Source organism: Ruegeria sp. BE1 (genome assembly GCF_056538885.1).
In genome coordinates this window covers 713,214-728,149 of the sequence record NZ_JBQFTY010000001.1, presented here as the reverse complement: position 1 = coordinate 728,149, position 14,936 = coordinate 713,214, and the positions used below count along the sequence as shown (strand labels likewise).

The window sequence follows — 14,936 nt, the reverse complement described above, 5'->3', positions numbered from 1 at the left end:
GCCGCCTCAGAGCCCTTGCAAGTCAAAGAGGCCCGCCATTTTCTCGTTCTGCACTGATCCCGAAACGCTCGGCACCGTCCGTTGGTTTTCCTGTTACCTGACCAACGGCGTTCATTGGCTGTTTTACCTATCCTTCTTCAAGGTCCTGCTGTTGCTGGCGATTACAGCACCGGTGGCGCTGGGGTTCGGCTTTTTGGGGGCAATGGCCGCCCGGTCGCATTTCCCGCCGGTGGCCCTGTTGGGCAAAGGCTATATCGCCATTGTGCGCGGGGTGCCTGACATCGCGTTTTTCATGTTCTTTGTCATTGCGCTGGATCAGGCGTTTGAATGGACGCGGCATCAGATCCTGTGCCCGGAATGGACCGATCCGATCCGGCAGGGAAATGACTTTATCGTCTGTCAGGCGGCCAAGCTGCCCTTGGGCAGCGCGCCCGAATGGGTGCATGAAACCTACGGCTTCTTTCTGGCCGTCGTGACGTTTTCCATCGTGTTCGGGGCCTTTGCCGCAAACGTTCTGTTTGGTGGCATGCGCGCTGTGCCACATGCACAGCTGGAAACCGCCGAGGCCTACGGTATGACCCGCCGCCAGACCTTTTGGCGCATTCTGGTGCCGCAAATGTGGGTCTATGCCCTGCCCGGCCTGTCGAACCTGTGGATGGTCTTGATCAAGGCCACACCGCTGCTGTTTCTGCTGGGCATCGAAGACATCGTTTATTGGGCGCGCGAATTGGGATCGTTCAAGAACCCGAAATTCACCCAATACCCGCATGGCGACTGGCGCATGTGGTATTTCCTTGCCCTGCTCGTGTTTTACCTGGGCATGACCCGTGTCTCAGAGATCGGCCTTGAAAGGCTGATGCGCCGCCTCGCCCACGGTCAGGCGACCTCGGGCGGGGAACTGCTGCGCAAGGAGACAACGGCATGAGCTGCATCCAGACCATTCAGGACTATGCCCTGCGGTCCATCGGCATTGGCGAGCGTCTTCTGCCCCGCAATGACTATACCCTGTGCGAGCAGTTCACCCTGATCGGATCGGGCATGATCTGGAACATCTATTTCGGGATCATGGCGCTAGCGACCGGGTTCTTTCTGGCCACCGCACTGGCCGTTGGAAAGGCATCCACGAACAAGTGGCTTCGCAAGCCGTCCGAGTGGTTCATCTTTCTGTTCCGTGGTTCACCCTTGTTCATCCAGTTCTTCTTTGCCTATTTTTTCTTCCTGTCGCTGAAACAGAGCTTTCCGTTTCTCGACGCGCTGACCTCGGCCTGGTTGGGCGCTCTGATCGTGCTGTTCTGCAACACGGCCGCCTATTCAGGAGAAATCTTCTATGGCGCCCTGCGGTCGATCCCCAAGGGCGATATCGAGGCCGCAGACGCCTATGGCATGACCGGTTGGGCGCGATTCCGCCGCATCGTCTGGCCCACCATGCTGCGGCTGGCCTGGCCTGCTTACACCAATGAGGCAATCTTTCTGTTCCACGCCACCACGCTGGTCTTCTTCTCGGCCTTTCCGGTCTGGCAGCAACGGGGCGATGCGTTGTATTACGCGGGCTATTTTGCGGACAAGACGTTCAACCCGTTCATACCCTACCCGATTCTGGCCTTTTATTTCATCCTGCTGACTCTGGCAGTGATCGGGCTGTTTGGACTGGTCAACAAGCGGTTAAACCGCCATCTGCCTACGGCCAAGCGAAGCAAAATGAAGCTGAAACTGAACCTGGCGCGCTGATTTTTTGGCGCGCTATTGGGTTTTCCAATAGAAACACACCAACACGCCCAACAACTCAATCTGCGCGCTGTATAGTGACCGATTTGAAGGAGATGGTACCGCCTCCCTGGCTTGAACAGGGGACCTCTGGATCCACAATCCAGCGCTCTAACCAACTGAGCTAAGGCGGCACTCGTGAGGGGCGATGTACCGAACGCGCCGGGGGATTGCAAGAGGATTAAAGCCGAATTTTCCAGCTTTGTTCGACAAGATCGACCCCAAAGGAACGCACGGGTTTACTGTCCAATAACTGCCAACCATTGCGCCGATACAGCGCACAGGCGGCGCGGTGACTTTCATGTGTCCAGAGCTGCATCTGCAAGTAACCAGCGCTGCGGGCAAAGCCTGTGCACGTATCCAAAAGACGTTGTCCCAGGCCAAGTCCACGCGCTTCGGGCAATAGGAAAAACAGGCGCAGTTTTGCAGTGTTGTCATTCAGCCTGACGCAAAAGATGCTGCCAAGCCTTCGGCCTTGCCGTTCCGCGATCCAACCGCGTTCGGTATTGGTGTCATGGTATTCGACAAAACCGCGAAGGATGTTTTGGACCAATTCGGCAAAGCTGGAATCAAACCCCTCGTCACGTTCATAGTAAAAGCCGTGCTGCTCAACCAGCCAGGCTACATCCCCGGCGTGAAACGCTCTGATCCGAATATCATCCATACCGTATCTGAGCGCAAAGGCAGCTTGATTCTCAACCCTTTGCGCGTTAGCACAAATGCTCATCTCCGGAGGCGCATATGGGCATCAACACCGAACGCGACATTCAGGCCAATTTGCAGATCGGTCCCACCGATCAAGGCATGGTGCGGTTGTTCATCGAGGCGGATGGCGTCGAAATTCCCATGGATTTCGAACCCGAAGAGGCCGAAGAAATCGCCGAGGAAATCCGCGCAGCTGTTCAGGCCGCGCTTGCGGTCAAAAGCTAAATCCTGGGGTCCCGCAGCGCCTGCAACCGACGCGCAGCGTCACAGGCAAACTTCTGCACCATCTTCTTGCGCCGGGCCGGGGCCAGCTTGTCCTCGGGCGCCATACGTATGATTTCAGCGTCATAGGCATCGGCGATGATCAGCCCGGTCTCTTCGGGCAGCAGTTCGGTGGGAAAATCGGTATCCACAGCCCAGAAAAACCGATCACACCACTCAAGATACCCCTGCCATTTTGAATCCGACTGGTAATCAGCCCGGCTGGATTTGCATTCGATCACCCACAGTTCGCCTTTTGGACCCAGCCCCATCACATCGACACGCAAACCACGGGCTGGAACGAATTCCTCAACGGAAACAAATCCATGCGTCAGCAAGTGGCGGGACACACCACGCGCCAGTTTTTGTCCGGGTTGCAGATCAAGAGTCATGCTATCAATGTGAACAATACGGGAACAAATCTCAAGATTTTTCCCTCATTGATCCTCAGGTACATACAGGTGTCGCGTTTGCTGCTCAGAGGTCATCCGTCACGATGGCTGTTGTGGACAACGTAACCCTGTCGCGCTATCCAATCGAAAGCTTTGGAAAAAGGGTTTGCCTCGGGTGCATTCGAACGTCGCAATCTGGACCATGATCCGAAATGAGGACTTCTTTCTGAAGCTTTGGATCGACTACTATTCACGCTTTGTGCCCCGCGAGAACCTGTTCATTCTGGTGGATGGAAAAGACAGCTCTCTTCCGCAAAACACCGAAGGATGTCAGATCATCACCCTGCCCCGCGACGAGGCGACCATCGGTTGGGACCGGCGCAGGTGGGATTTCCTGTCACAATTCGCCAGTTCGCTGACCATGCGTTTCGACGTGGTGCTGGGTGGCGACGTGGATGAACTGATCACGCTGGACCCGCAATATGGGCCAGACCCTATTGCGTTTATTCTGAACGAAACAACCGAAGACGTTATCGCCCCGTTCGCAATCGAGATCATCCACCGCATCGACTTGGAGGAACGGCTCGATTCATCGCGTGGCATCCTTTCTCAGCGGTCTTATGGGCGCGTCAACACCTTCTATTGCAAGCCCAGCATCATCCGCAAACCGGTGAGATGGAGCTTGGGGCAGCATTTCTCATCTAACCCTGACAGATTGCTGTCGGATAAGCTGTTCCTGTTCCACCTGAAATTCATCGATCACGACATGCTCAAGGACAGGCAAAGGCATCGGCTGCATCAGATCAGCGATTCAGACGCGCAGATGGTGCCGGGGATCGCGGGTGAAGGCTGGTATCAGACTCTGGACCAAATTTCCGATCAGTTGCAGGTGCTGGCTGAATCGGGCCCGCCACGTCAGGTGGACCTCAATTTCCGTCGCGTGCGGAACCAGATCAAGAAAACCTGGTCGAAGAATGCACGTGGTTTGTGGCGGCATGCGCGCACGCGCAAGAAATGGACATTTGAAATCCCCGAGCGATTTCAGGACGTGTTCTGAGCGCAGCCCCTTGTGAAACCCGATCACACGCCCTAGTTAAACCCGTGGCGGGTTCTGCCCTTCTTGTGACTGGTAGCATTCTGGTGGCCTTAAGCAATTCCGAGGGGGCTGGCTCTGTTCAGGTCCTGGCCTGATTACCTGGCGCCCACCTGTACATACAGGTCCTCGGGAATCACACCGCACGGTTGACTGGTGGTCCCGCCACATTTTCCATAAAATTCAGCGCTCTGCGCGGGCTTCTTGCTTGGCCACCGCAGGTTTGAACATGTTCACCACCGGCCACCCACGACGCGGCCCGCCCGGCTTTTCCGCCATGCTCATGATCTTGTAGGCGAACTGGACCCCTGCAAACACAATCCCGTTCATGAACCAGATCATCGCCAAGGCGATAAGACCCACATCCGAGCCCCAGATCAGGCCGCGCAGGTTCGCGACGTTCAGCGCCAGAAGCACCCCGACAAACACGGCTGAGATCACGAATCCCCAGGCGACCTGAGTGATGTAAAGGCGGATGAGTTTGGGCATGACGGGCCTCCTTGCGCTCTGACATTCAGCTTAGCGCATGTAAGGCCCGAGTAAAGGCGTCAGAACGCCTCGGGCTGGGCCTCGCGCGCCATGTGGTCCAGAACGGCGTTGACGAATTTAGGCTCTTTACCTTCAGGGAAAAAGGCGCGGGCCACATCGACGAATTCATTGATGACCACCTTGGGGGGCGTGTCACTTTGGGTCAGTTCAGCCCCTGCCGCGCGGAACGTGGCACGCAGGGTCGGGTCGATACGCGCGATAGGCCATTTGGCCACCAGCGCGCGGTCGGTCATCTGGTCGATGGCGGCCTGGTAGTTTACCGCATCCTCAACCAGCTTGCGGAACAGGCGGATGTCGCCGTCCAGCATTTCCTCGCCCTCGTAGACGGCGCCAAACCGGTGATCCAGAAACTCATTCACAACCTGTTCAGTCGTCTGGCCCGACTGCTCCATCTGGAACAGCGCCTGCACGGCATAGAGGCGTGCGGCGGATTTCATAAGGCGTTTCTGGTTGGCCGGTTTCGGCGCGTCTGTCTGGGTCATGCTGTCGTGGATCCGTTGCTGTCGCCCGCCACCAGGATGGACTCGGACGGGGGCTTGAAACCCACGCCCTTTTTGGAAGAGCCCCACTTACGGCTGAGCGCGATCAGATGCAAGGCCGCAGCGGCCGCTCCGCCGCCTTTATTCATCTTTTCTGGATTGGCGCGGACCTCGGCCTGTTCGTCATTCTCGACCGTCAGGATGCCGTTACCGATCAAAAGGCCCTGCAGGCCCATCAACTGAATGGCCCGGCTGGAATCGTTACACACGGTTTCATAATGCGTCGTCTCGCCGCGAATGACACAGCCCAGCGCGACATAACCATCGTAATTGCACTGACGATCCGCCATGGCGATGGTCGTCGGGATTTCCAGCGCACCGGGAACTTCGACCACGTCGCAACTACCACCAGCGGCTTCAATCTCGGCCTTGGCACCGGCGACCATATTGTCGGCTATGGCACGATAGAACGGGGCCACCACCAGCAGCAGTTTCACCGGTTTGTCGAAGGTCGGGGTCGGCAGGACGCCGTGTTTGTCTTGTTCAGCCACGATCAGTCTTCCTTGAGGATGGAACGGGTGCCGACGATGGACAGACCAAAGGCGTCGAGCCCCAGATATACGGTTTCGGGCGAGTCGGTCAGCAGAACCAGCTCTTGAATGCCCAGTTTTGAGAGGATCTGAGACCCCAGCCCGGTTTGTTTGATTGTCCGCGGGCCTTCATCCTCGACCGCATAAAGCGAATTCCGAGGTTGGCGGAACAGGCAGACGACGCCGCGACCGTCCTCGGCAATCTTCTCCATCGCGCGGGGCAGTTCGCGCGAGGATTTGGGCCCGAGGCCCAGAATATCGGGCGCTTCGTGCAGGGCGTGGGTGCGGGTCAGGACAGGTTCAGGCGTGGTAATGTCGCCTTTGATCATGACCACGTGTTCGATGCCATGAAGCTGATCGGTGAACAGGCGCATCTCCCACTCGCCACCATATTCCGAGGTGACGGTTTCGCGCGATGTTTCAACCACAAGATTGTCATTGCGGGACCGATACGTGATCAGGTCGCTGATCGTGCCGATCTTCATGTCATGGGTTTTGGCGAATTCGACCAGATCGGGCAGACGCGCCATGGTGCCGTCGGGCTTCATGATCTCGCAGATGACACCCGAGGGGTTCAGCCCAGCGAGGCGAGAGATATCCACGGCGGCCTCGGTATGACCCGCGCGCACCAGTACCCCACCCCGCTTGGCGCGCAAGGGGAAGATGTGGCCCGGCGTCGCGATATGCGCCATCGTGTTCTGTTCGTTGATCGCCGTCGCCACGGTCAGCGCACGGTCTGCGGCAGAAATCCCGGTCGAGACACCCTCGCGGGCTTCGATCGATACGGTGAACGCAGTTTCATGACGTGACGAGTTGTTCACCGCCATCATCGGCAGGCCCAGCGCATCCACCCGCTCTGCCGTCATCGGCAGGCAGATCAGCCCGCGCCCATGGGTGGCCATGAAGTTGATTGCCTCAGCATCCGCAAACTCGGCCGCGATGACCAGATCGCCTTCATTCTCGCGATCTTCGTGGTCGACCAGAATATACATCCGGCCTTTGCGCGCCTCTTCGATGATCTCTTCAATCGGGCTGATCGCGTCGCGCAATTGCGCCTCGACGGGTCCGGGGGTTTCAAAGCTCATTGGGCAGCCTTTCGCTGAGCAAGTTTGCACGGGTGGATAGACCACCGCGCGCGCAAAGGCCAGTCTGCAAACGCCGCGAACCGGTCAGAACGCGGCGTTTAAATCAGGACATTTCGGCCAGACGGGCCACGTAGCGGGCCAGCGTGTCGATCTCAAGGTTTACCTTGTCCCCGACAGAGACATCACCCCAGGTCGTCACCTCTTTGGTGTGGGGGATGAAGTTGATGCCGAAATCGCACCCGTCCACGTCATTGACGGTCAAAGACGTGCCGTTCAGAGCGACTGATCCCTTGGGCGCAATGAACCTTGCCAAATCCTTGGGCGCACGCAGGGTAACGCGCGTGCTGTCGCCCTCATCCTTCAAGCCGACCACTTCGGCCACGCCGTCGACATGACCGGATACGATGTGGCCGCCAAGCTCATCCCCGACCTTGAGCGCGCGCTCAAGGTTGACGCGTTTACCCAGCTGCCAGCTGTCCAGATTGGTCTTTGACACGGTCTCGGCGCTGATCTGAACGTCGTACCAGTCATCGCCCAATGCAATCACGGTCAGGCAGACGCCGTCACTGGCAATGGACGCGCCGATATCGATACCCGCCGTGTCATAGGCGGTTTTGATCCGGGCCCGCAGATCACCTTGTTGATCAAGCTCAGTAACGATGCCGACATCGGTGACGATCCCTGTAAACATTCCGCTAACCCCTGTCTTATACCTTGGCCCAGTGTTCCACGCCGAGGTAAGGCCAACCAGCCGAACGAACAAGCCCAACCTTGCCGCGAATGACCGAAACAGGCATAATTTCATCAACAAAAGGCAAGAACAGCAGTGAAATCATCCCCAACCATGGATCAGAAACGCCGCGTTTTTCTGTTTCTCCAAGGACCGCATGGCCCGTTCTTTTACAGGCTGGCCCGCAGATTGCGGGATACCGGAGCTGCGGTCTGGCGTGTTGGTTTCAATGCTGGGGATCGGGCGTTCTGGTTCGACAAAACCTCTTACATCCCATTTCGCGACGCGATCGAACGCTGGCCGGATTCCCTGGCCAACCTGATTGACAGGCGCGGTGTCACCGACATCGTGCTCTATGGCGATACGCGCCCCGTCCATGCCAACGCCATTGAGATTGCCCGGACCAAAGGTGTCACGGTCCACGTCTTCGAAGAGGGTTACCTGCGCCCCTGGTGGGTGACGTATGAGAGGTTCGGCTCGAACGGAAATTCCCGCCTGATGTCACTGGATGTCGCACAGATGGACCGCGCGCTGGAGGAAAGCGGCGCTCAGGTTCCGCCCCCGTCACACTGGGGCGACATGCGGCAGCATATCTTTTACGGGGCACTGTACCACTGGTTCGTCCTGTTTCTGAACCAGCGCTATCGCAATTTCCGCAGACACAGGGCACTGCCCGTCTCGAAAGAATTCCAGCTTTATTTTAAACGCCTGATGCTTATGCCGTTTCACCGGATCAAACGGGGTTGGGCAACAGCGCGGGTTCTTGGCGGCGGCCATCCCTATCATCTGGTGCTGCTTCAACTGGGCCATGACACGTCGGTGCAATCCCATTCGGACTATTCCTGCATGTCCGATTTTCTGGAAGACGTCTTCAAAGGCTTCGCCACAGGTGCCCCATCCCACCACAGGCTGGTCGTCAAAGAGCATCCGCTTGAAAATCATCGCGAGCCGCTTCAATGGCGGGTGCAGCAATTGGCAAAAACCTACGGCGTCTCGGATCGGGTCCACTATGTGCCCGGCGGCAAGCTCGCCAATCTGCTGGACAACGCACGATCGGCCGTCACGATCAATTCCACAGCCGGGCAGCAGGTGCTGTGGCGCGGTATCCCGCTGCGCATCTTTGGCCGGTCGGTCTATGACAAGCCCGAATTCGTTTCGCACCAGCCCTTGCCTGCCTTCTTCTCGGACCCGATGCTGCCGGATCAGGAGGCCTATCAGCGCTACCGCCAGTTTTTGCTGAAAACCAGCCAGCTTCCAGGTGGATTTTACTCGCGCCGTGGGCGGCGGCAACTCTTGCGCGGGGTGGCTGACAGAATGCTCAGCACCAGCGATCCCTACCAATCCGTTCTCACCGCATCAGAGGCGCAGACGCCACAGTTGCGGTTGGTTGAGTGATTTGAGCGCGTTGGAACTGGAAGTTGCCCGTCTAAACGGGTAGCCTGCGCAAAAGAAAAAACTAAACAAGAATGACTGAGGATATTCGGCAGTGCAGCGCTTTCCAATCCGATGGATGAGGGGCCTTTCCCTTGCGGTCACAATCGGCCTGTTGGCGGCCTGCCAATTGCCTAAGGCCGGGCCCAACAAGAATGAGATTCTGGCAGGTTCTACGACCAAAGGCGGCAATGCGTTTGTGGTCGAAGTGGACGACCGGGTTGCGCGCGCCACATCCGCGATCCAGCAATTCGGGTTCTCAAGCACGTTCCGTAATGCGCCAAAACTGACCGCTGACACGGTGCGTCCGGGCGACGTTCTGGGCCTGACGGTTTGGGAAAATGTCGATGATGGGTTGTTGTCTGGTGAGCTCTCGGGTGCCACGGCACTGGAACAGATGCAGGTGGACAGCGACGGGTTCATCTTTGTCCCCTATGCCGGACGTATTCATGCCGCTGGAAACACGCCGGAACAGTTGCGCCAACTGATCACAAGCAAGTTGCAGGATCAGACACCTGACCCGCAGGTCGAAGTGCGTCGTCAGGCGGGCAATGGCTCGACCGTTTCGCTAACCGGTGAGATCGGCGCGCCGGGCGTTTATCCGATTGAATCCCCCAGCCGCACCTTGTTGGGCATGCTCTCCCAGGCCGGTGGCGTCGCTGTTGGGTCCGATATTGCGCAGGTGACGCTGATCCGGGGCAATGATCGCGGCACCGTGTGGTATGATGACCTGTTCCGCAACCCCGGTCTGGATGTCGCCTTGCGCGGCGGAGACCGCATTCTGGTCGAAGCCGACAGCCGGTCCTACATCGCGCTGGGGGCGACAGGCCAGTCCCGCGTGGCTTTTGACACACAAGACCTGTCCGCGCTTGAGGCGCTGGCCCAGGTGGGCGGTCTACAATCCCTGTCTTCGGACCCGACCGGCATTTTTGTCCTGCGCAAAGAGCGGCAGGACATCGCGCGCACCGTCATGGGGCGGCAGGACCTGCAGGGCGATCAGCGCATGATCTACCTGCTGAATCTGACCGAGCCCAACGGTCTGTTTGTGGCCCGCGACTTCGTGATCCGCGATGACGACACGATCTATGTCACCGAAGCGCCCTATGCACAGTGGAGCAAATCGATCTCTCTGATTGCGGGCGGTCTGACTCCGGTTGCAAACGTTGCGACGCTGACGGGCGGCTGATGCAGACCGACGACGCTTCAGCCGGCCCTGAACGTACCCGGCTGTGCGTCTATAATGGTGGCTTTCTGACCCAACGGCGTCTTCGGCGCATTCTGGATTTGTCCGGCTATGACATTCGTCTGGGCATTCCCCGGACAGGGGATATGGTCGGCATTTGGGGCAATAGCCCGACCGCACATCGCGGTCTGACCATGGCCGCCAGGCACAACGCACCACTCCTGCGGGTCGAAGATGCCTTTCTCCGCTCCTTAAATCCAGGCCGTAACGGAGAGCCCCCTCTGGGCCTTCTGCTTGACCGGTCCGGCGTGCATTTCGACCCCTCGCACCCATCTGATCTTGAACAGTTGCTGGCCACGCATCCACTGGACGACACCGCGCTTTTGAATCGCGCACGCTACTGTATGGACCGCATGCGCGAGCTTCACCTCAGCAAATATTCAGCCGTTGATCCAGCCCTGCCTGCCCCCGATCCTGGCTATGTGCTGGTGGTGGATCAGGTCCGCGACGATGCCTCGGTCACGGCCAGCAAGGGCAATGACGCGCGCTTTCGCGAGATGCTGGTCATCGCACAAGAGGAAAACCGCGGTGCCCACATCCTGATCAAAACACACCCGGAAACCACATCGGGGCATCGCACCGGTTACTTCTCAGATCAGGACGCCTCGGCCCGCGTGTCGATTATTGACAGCCAGATCAGCCCCTGGACCCTGCTCGAAGGGGCGACGGGCGTTTACACCCTGTCGTCTCAGTTGGGGTTTGAGGCCATCCTGTCCGGACATAAACCGCGGGTCTTTGGCCAGCCCTTCTATGCCGGTTGGGGCCTGACCAATGACGAAGACCCCGTGGCGCGCCGTCAACGCAACCTGACCCGCGCGCAGTTGTTTGCCGCGTGCATGATCCTTTATCCCACGTGGTACGATCCCTTTCGGGACCAGCTTTGCGCCCTAGAAACGGTGCTGGATACGCTAGAGGCACAGACGCGCGCATGGCGGCAGGACCACAAAGGGTGGACCGCCTCTGGCATGCGCCTATGGAAACGCAAGCATCTGCAGCAGATGTTCGGCAGTGTCGAAAAGGTCAGGTTCACGGATCTACCCCCGGCTGACGCGGACCGCCCCCATATGGTTTGGGCAAACCAGGCGCGGGATATGGACAACGCGGTTCGGATCGAAGACGGATTTCTGCGGTCGCGCGGGCTGGGTGCCGATCTTGTCCCGCCCCTGTCCCTTGCGACCGACACGGTGGGCATCTATTACGATCCCACCCATCCCAGCCAGATTGAAGACATGATCGCCGCGCGGGCGCATTTGCGGCCGGATCAGGAATTGCGGGCCGAACGGCTGGTCGCCCGGATCATCGACAGCCATCTGAGCAAGTATAACACCGGCGCAGAGGCCCCTGATCTTCCTGCCGGGCATCGCATTCTGGTTCCCGGACAGGTGCAGGACGATGCCTCGGTCCTGCTGGGAACAACGGCGGTGCGCACGAACACTGACCTGCTGCGCGCCACGCGCGAGGCCAATCCGAATGCAATCCTGATCTACAAACCGCACCCGGATGTCGAAGCCGGTCTGCGCGAAGGCGCGGTCGAGGACGGTCTGGCCGATCTGGTTGTGACCGGCACCGATCCCGCATCGCTGCTGTCACAGGTGCACGAGGTCTGGACCATGACATCGCTTTTGGGGTTCGAGGCGCTGATGCGCGGGGTGCGGGTCACGACCTTGGGGGCGCCCTTCTACGCAGGTTGGGGCCTGACACAGGATTTGGGATCAGTGCCCGCCAGACGCGGAGCACAACCGACCATGTTGGGATTGGTACACGCAGCCCTGATCGACTATCCGCGCTATCTGGACCCGCTCACGCGACAGCCTTGCCCGGTGGAAGTTGCCGTGGATCGCCTGATTGACGGCACTGCAAACAACAGTGGCCCGTCACTTCGGTTGTTGTCCAAACTGCAGGGGGCGCTGGCAACCCACGCGCATCTGTGGCGTCGCACCTAGAGCGTTCCGGGTTTTACCTGAGTCACTCTGCGACACGAATGTCCCGAGAACGCCGCAGGCGTGGCAGGGTATTCGTGTCTCAAGTTAAACCCGAGACGCTTTAGCGCAGCGCCCGCGACCAGCGATGCAAGACATCCGGTCCGATAGCGCGGGTTTCCATCAGCTCAAACCGGGGCGCTGCTTCTAGCGCATCCAGGCCAAGAGCGCCGATGGCGGGCAACCCCTCTGCCCCGATGGTCAGACCGGCGCTGAAACCGACCAGCTCATCCACCAGATCCTCGGCCAGCAAAGACGCCGCCAGTGCCGAACCGCCTTCGCAGAATACGCGCGTCAAGCCTGCATTCCCCAGCTGCTGTAGCAGGTCGGCCGCATCAATATGATGATCCCGCAACGCACAAGGGATAAGCTTTGCGCCCAACCCCTCCCAAGCGCGGGCGCGGTCGGCATCGGGGGACGGGCCGTGGCAGAGCCAGACCGGAACATCAGCCGCCGTGCGGGCCAGATGCCCCATAAGTGGAATATCCAGATGGCGTGAGACGACAACCCGAACCGGCTGCGTCGCGATCCCCAGGTCGCGCACCGTCAGCGACGGATCATCCGCCCGCGCTGTCCCTGCCCCGACCATCACCGCATCGTGGCACGCTCGCATGGCGTGCACCGCCCGACGCGCTTGCGACCCCGTGATCCATTGGCTGTGCCCGGTGGCGGTTGCGATCCGCCCATCAAAACTGCTGGCCAGTTTGAGCGTCACAAAGGGGCGTCCCTGTTCGGTCTTCAGGAAAAATCCCGCATGGTCCCGCGCGGCTTGCTCGGCCAGAACACCTGTGGTGACGTCGATCCCTGCCTCACGCAGCATGGCAAAGCCCTGCCCAGCCACCCGCGGATCGCTGTCTTCGACCGCCGACACCACCCGCGCCACGCCCGCCTTGATCAATGCTTCGGCGCAAGGAGGTGTTTTTCCATGATGGGAACACGGCTCTAGCGAGACATAGGCCGTCGCACCCCGCGCGGCCTCACCAGCCTGGTTCAAGGCTTGCGGTTCGGCATGCGGGCGACCACTGGGTTGCGTCCAACCACGACCGACAATGCGGCCATCGCGCACAATAACGCAGCCCACAGCAGGGTTTGGCCAACACGTCCCCTGACCGCGCCGACCCAAAGACAAGGCCAGCGCCATATATCGCTTATCTGTTTCGCTCACTCGTCCGTCGAAGGCTGCGGCGGGCGCAGTTCGTGGACAAACTCCTCGAAATCATCGGCCGCCTGGAAATTCTTATACACGCTTGCAAAGCGAACATAAGCCACGGTGTCAATCCGCGCCAGAGCTTCCATGACGATCTCGCCGATCTTGTTTGAGGGGATGTCGGTTTCGCCCATGCTTTCGAGCCGGCGGACGATGCCCGAAATCATCTGATCAATGCGCTCTGGCTCAATCGGGCGTTTCTGCATCGAGATGCGGATAGAGCGTTCGAGCTTGTCCCTGTCGAAATCCTCACGTTTTCCGTTGGTCTTGATCACCACCAAATCACGCAGTTGCACGCGCTCATAGGTGGTAAATCGCCCACCACACGCGGGGCAGAACCGGCGCCTACGGATCGCGACGTGATCCTCTGCCGGACGTGAATCTTTGACCTGAGTGTCGATATTCCCACAAAACGGGCAGCGCATCCGCCGTCTCCTCGTCCCTTGTTCCGCCTCTTTTTGTAAGCGCTGTGGCCTACTTATCCACAACTATAGGGCAGACGCTAGGATTTGGGTAGTCGGAATTTTTAACCGCAAGATAATGACTCTATGCAAAGTGCGCCGCGACCTTGCGTTGATGGGGCGCCGTTCGGTGTTCGAACAGGTATATCCCTTGCCACGTGCCCAGAACGGGCCGTCCGGATGCAACCGGGATCGACACGGATACAGGCAAAAGCGCGGCCTTGATGTGGGCTGGCATATCGTCGGGTCCTTCATAGGTGTGCCGCAGATATGCCATGGAAGGGTGATCTGACGACGGCACCAGCCGGTTGAAAAAGGCGTGCAGGTCCGTCTGCACCTCAGGGTCCGCGTTTTCCTGTATCACCAACGAGCATGACGTATGCCGCACGAACAAAGTCAACAATCCATCGCCTTGGACCGAGTTAAGCCAGTTGCGCACATCCGGGGTGAATTCATAGAGCCCCGCACCTTGCGTCGAAATAATAAACTCGGTCTGCATCAGGCGTTGGTCCGGATCAGTCGAAGATTTGCCGTGTGCTGCAGCGCGCATTGGCGGCCGACACAGACAGGCTATTACCCGGCTGGAAGGTATAGGTATTGAACCCGCCCTTTTGCTGGGGCGCGCCTGCAGGAGCCTTCAGTGTGAACTGCACGGCCGTTTTGCGCCCTGTTGCTTCGCTTGGGCCATAGCCACGTTTGACGTAGATGGGTTGCTTCCAGCTGGCCCCTAGTGTTCTGCGCGCAAAATCGGACGCCGCACACCAGTACCCGTCAATATCGGTGCGTCCGCGTGGGATCACCTCAAAATCAGTGCTGTTCAGACCAGCGGTCTGGTAACCAAACCGGGCAAAGGTCGCCGAGGCCGGAGTGCTCAGCACAATTGCAGCAAGGGCTGCGCAAGTCATAAGCTTTTTCATGATCATACTCTTTCCTGTTACAAGGTAAGTGTCGACCTAGTTTACTTTAT

The 14,936-nt window shown here is 58.9% G+C and carries 19 protein-coding genes and 1 tRNA gene; 7 read left to right on the top strand and 13 right to left on the bottom strand.

Features of this window, described 5'->3' with window-relative positions; genetic code table 11:
* Positions 1 to 37: 37 nt before the first annotated feature.
* Together ACR0J5_RS03630 and ACR0J5_RS03625 are read left to right on the top strand one after the other, a co-directional pair.
* A complete protein-coding gene (locus ACR0J5_RS03630) occupies positions 38 to 925 on the top strand; it encodes an ABC transporter permease (protein WP_480651431.1) in 888 nt (295 codons plus the stop codon).
* Positions 922 to 1,728: an ABC transporter permease gene (locus ACR0J5_RS03625; RefSeq protein ID WP_480650499.1), complete on the top strand. Its 807-nt coding sequence runs from the start codon at positions 922 to 924 to the stop codon at positions 1,726 to 1,728. The genes ACR0J5_RS03630 and ACR0J5_RS03625 overlap by 4 nt, the downstream gene beginning before the upstream one ends.
* A gap of 93 nt (positions 1,729 to 1,821) precedes the next feature.
* Here the strand turns inward: ACR0J5_RS03625 and ACR0J5_RS03620 are convergent.
* Positions 1,822 to 1,898, bottom strand: a tRNA-His gene (locus ACR0J5_RS03620).
* A gap of 47 nt (positions 1,899 to 1,945) precedes the next feature.
* Complete coding sequence (locus ACR0J5_RS03615; protein ID WP_480650497.1) at positions 1,946 to 2,428, bottom strand: GNAT family N-acetyltransferase; 483 nt, start codon at positions 2,426 to 2,428, stop codon at positions 1,946 to 1,948.
* A gap of 77 nt (positions 2,429 to 2,505) precedes the next feature.
* On the opposite strand from ACR0J5_RS03615, the gene ACR0J5_RS03610 reads away from it, so the two are divergent.
* Positions 2,506 to 2,694, top strand: a complete 189-nt coding sequence (locus ACR0J5_RS03610; protein WP_480650496.1) for a DUF6324 family protein — start codon at positions 2,506 to 2,508, stop codon at positions 2,692 to 2,694.
* Here the strand turns inward: ACR0J5_RS03610 and ACR0J5_RS03605 are convergent.
* On the bottom strand, positions 2,691 to 3,122 hold the full coding sequence (locus tag ACR0J5_RS03605; protein ID WP_480650495.1) for an MmcB family DNA repair protein: 432 nt from the start codon (positions 3,120 to 3,122) through the stop codon (positions 2,691 to 2,693). The genes ACR0J5_RS03610 and ACR0J5_RS03605 overlap by 4 nt on opposite strands.
* Positions 3,123 to 3,324: 202 nt before the next feature.
* Here ACR0J5_RS03605 and ACR0J5_RS03600 point away from each other — a divergent pair, with 202 nt between their 5' ends.
* Positions 3,325 to 4,179 carry a hypothetical protein gene (locus tag ACR0J5_RS03600; RefSeq protein ID WP_480650493.1) on the top strand — a complete coding sequence of 285 codons (855 nt, stop codon included), beginning with the start codon at positions 3,325 to 3,327 and terminating at the stop codon, positions 4,177 to 4,179.
* 219 nt (positions 4,180 to 4,398) lie between these two features.
* Here ACR0J5_RS03600 and ACR0J5_RS03595 read toward each other — a convergent pair whose 3' ends face one another.
* The 6 genes from ACR0J5_RS03595 to ACR0J5_RS03570 all read right to left on the bottom strand — a co-directional run bounded on the left by ACR0J5_RS03595 (position 4,399) and on the right by ACR0J5_RS03570 (position 7,754).
* A complete protein-coding gene (locus tag ACR0J5_RS03595) occupies positions 4,399 to 4,704 on the bottom strand; it encodes a hypothetical protein (RefSeq protein WP_480650491.1) in 306 nt (101 codons plus the stop codon).
* Positions 4,705 to 4,763: 59 nt separating this feature from the next.
* On the bottom strand, positions 4,764 to 5,246 hold the full coding sequence (gene nusB / locus ACR0J5_RS03590; RefSeq protein ID WP_480650489.1) for a transcription antitermination factor NusB: 483 nt from the start codon (positions 5,244 to 5,246) through the stop codon (positions 4,764 to 4,766).
* A complete protein-coding gene (locus ACR0J5_RS03585; RefSeq protein ID WP_480650488.1) occupies positions 5,243 to 5,794 on the bottom strand; it encodes a 6,7-dimethyl-8-ribityllumazine synthase in 552 nt (183 codons plus the stop codon). The genes nusB and ACR0J5_RS03585 overlap by 4 nt, the downstream gene beginning before the upstream one ends.
* 2 nt (positions 5,795 to 5,796) lie before the next feature.
* Positions 5,797 to 6,918, bottom strand: coding sequence for a 3,4-dihydroxy-2-butanone-4-phosphate synthase (gene ribB, locus ACR0J5_RS03580; protein WP_480650486.1), 1,122 nt, complete (start codon positions 6,916 to 6,918; stop codon positions 5,797 to 5,799).
* Between the two features lie 103 nt (positions 6,919 to 7,021).
* A complete protein-coding gene (locus ACR0J5_RS03575; protein WP_480650484.1) occupies positions 7,022 to 7,609 on the bottom strand; it encodes a riboflavin synthase in 588 nt (195 codons plus the stop codon).
* Positions 7,610 to 7,625: 16 nt separating this feature from the next.
* Entirely contained in the window at positions 7,626 to 7,754 is a 129-nt protein-coding gene (locus ACR0J5_RS03570; protein WP_480650482.1) for a hypothetical protein, read from the bottom strand.
* Positions 7,755 to 7,762: 8 nt separating this feature from the next.
* Here ACR0J5_RS03570 and ACR0J5_RS03565 point away from each other — a divergent pair, with 8 nt between their 5' ends.
* The 3 genes from ACR0J5_RS03565 to ACR0J5_RS03555 all read left to right on the top strand — a co-directional run bounded on the left by ACR0J5_RS03565 (position 7,763) and on the right by ACR0J5_RS03555 (position 12,265).
* Positions 7,763 to 9,043 (top strand): capsule biosynthesis protein, encoded by a 1,281-nt coding sequence (locus ACR0J5_RS03565; protein WP_480650480.1) that lies wholly within the window; start codon positions 7,763 to 7,765, stop codon positions 9,041 to 9,043.
* Between the two features lie 115 nt (positions 9,044 to 9,158).
* On the top strand, positions 9,159 to 10,265 hold the full coding sequence (locus ACR0J5_RS03560; RefSeq protein WP_480650478.1) for a polysaccharide biosynthesis/export family protein: 1,107 nt from the start codon (positions 9,159 to 9,161) through the stop codon (positions 10,263 to 10,265).
* Positions 10,265 to 12,265 carry a capsular polysaccharide biosynthesis protein gene (locus ACR0J5_RS03555; protein ID WP_480650476.1) on the top strand — a complete coding sequence of 667 codons (2,001 nt, stop codon included), beginning with the start codon at positions 10,265 to 10,267 and terminating at the stop codon, positions 12,263 to 12,265. The genes ACR0J5_RS03560 and ACR0J5_RS03555 overlap by 1 nt, the downstream gene beginning before the upstream one ends.
* Before the next feature lie 100 nt (positions 12,266 to 12,365).
* Here ACR0J5_RS03555 and ribD read toward each other — a convergent pair whose 3' ends face one another.
* From ribD to ACR0J5_RS03535, 4 genes are all read right to left on the bottom strand, one after another.
* Positions 12,366 to 13,466: a bifunctional diaminohydroxyphosphoribosylaminopyrimidine deaminase/5-amino-6-(5-phosphoribosylamino)uracil reductase RibD gene (gene ribD / locus ACR0J5_RS03550; protein ID WP_480650474.1), complete on the bottom strand. Its 1,101-nt coding sequence runs from the start codon at positions 13,464 to 13,466 to the stop codon at positions 12,366 to 12,368.
* On the bottom strand, positions 13,463 to 13,933 hold the full coding sequence (nrdR, locus tag ACR0J5_RS03545) for a transcriptional regulator NrdR (protein ID WP_480650472.1): 471 nt from the start codon (positions 13,931 to 13,933) through the stop codon (positions 13,463 to 13,465). Before nrdR ends, ribD begins: the two co-directional genes overlap by 4 nt.
* A gap of 121 nt (positions 13,934 to 14,054) precedes the next feature.
* Positions 14,055 to 14,468, bottom strand: a complete 414-nt coding sequence (locus ACR0J5_RS03540) for a secondary thiamine-phosphate synthase enzyme YjbQ (protein WP_480650470.1) — start codon at positions 14,466 to 14,468, stop codon at positions 14,055 to 14,057.
* Between the two features lie 16 nt (positions 14,469 to 14,484).
* On the bottom strand, positions 14,485 to 14,886 hold the full coding sequence (locus tag ACR0J5_RS03535) for a hypothetical protein (protein ID WP_480650469.1): 402 nt from the start codon (positions 14,884 to 14,886) through the stop codon (positions 14,485 to 14,487).
* Between the last annotated feature and the right edge of the window lie 50 nt (positions 14,887 to 14,936).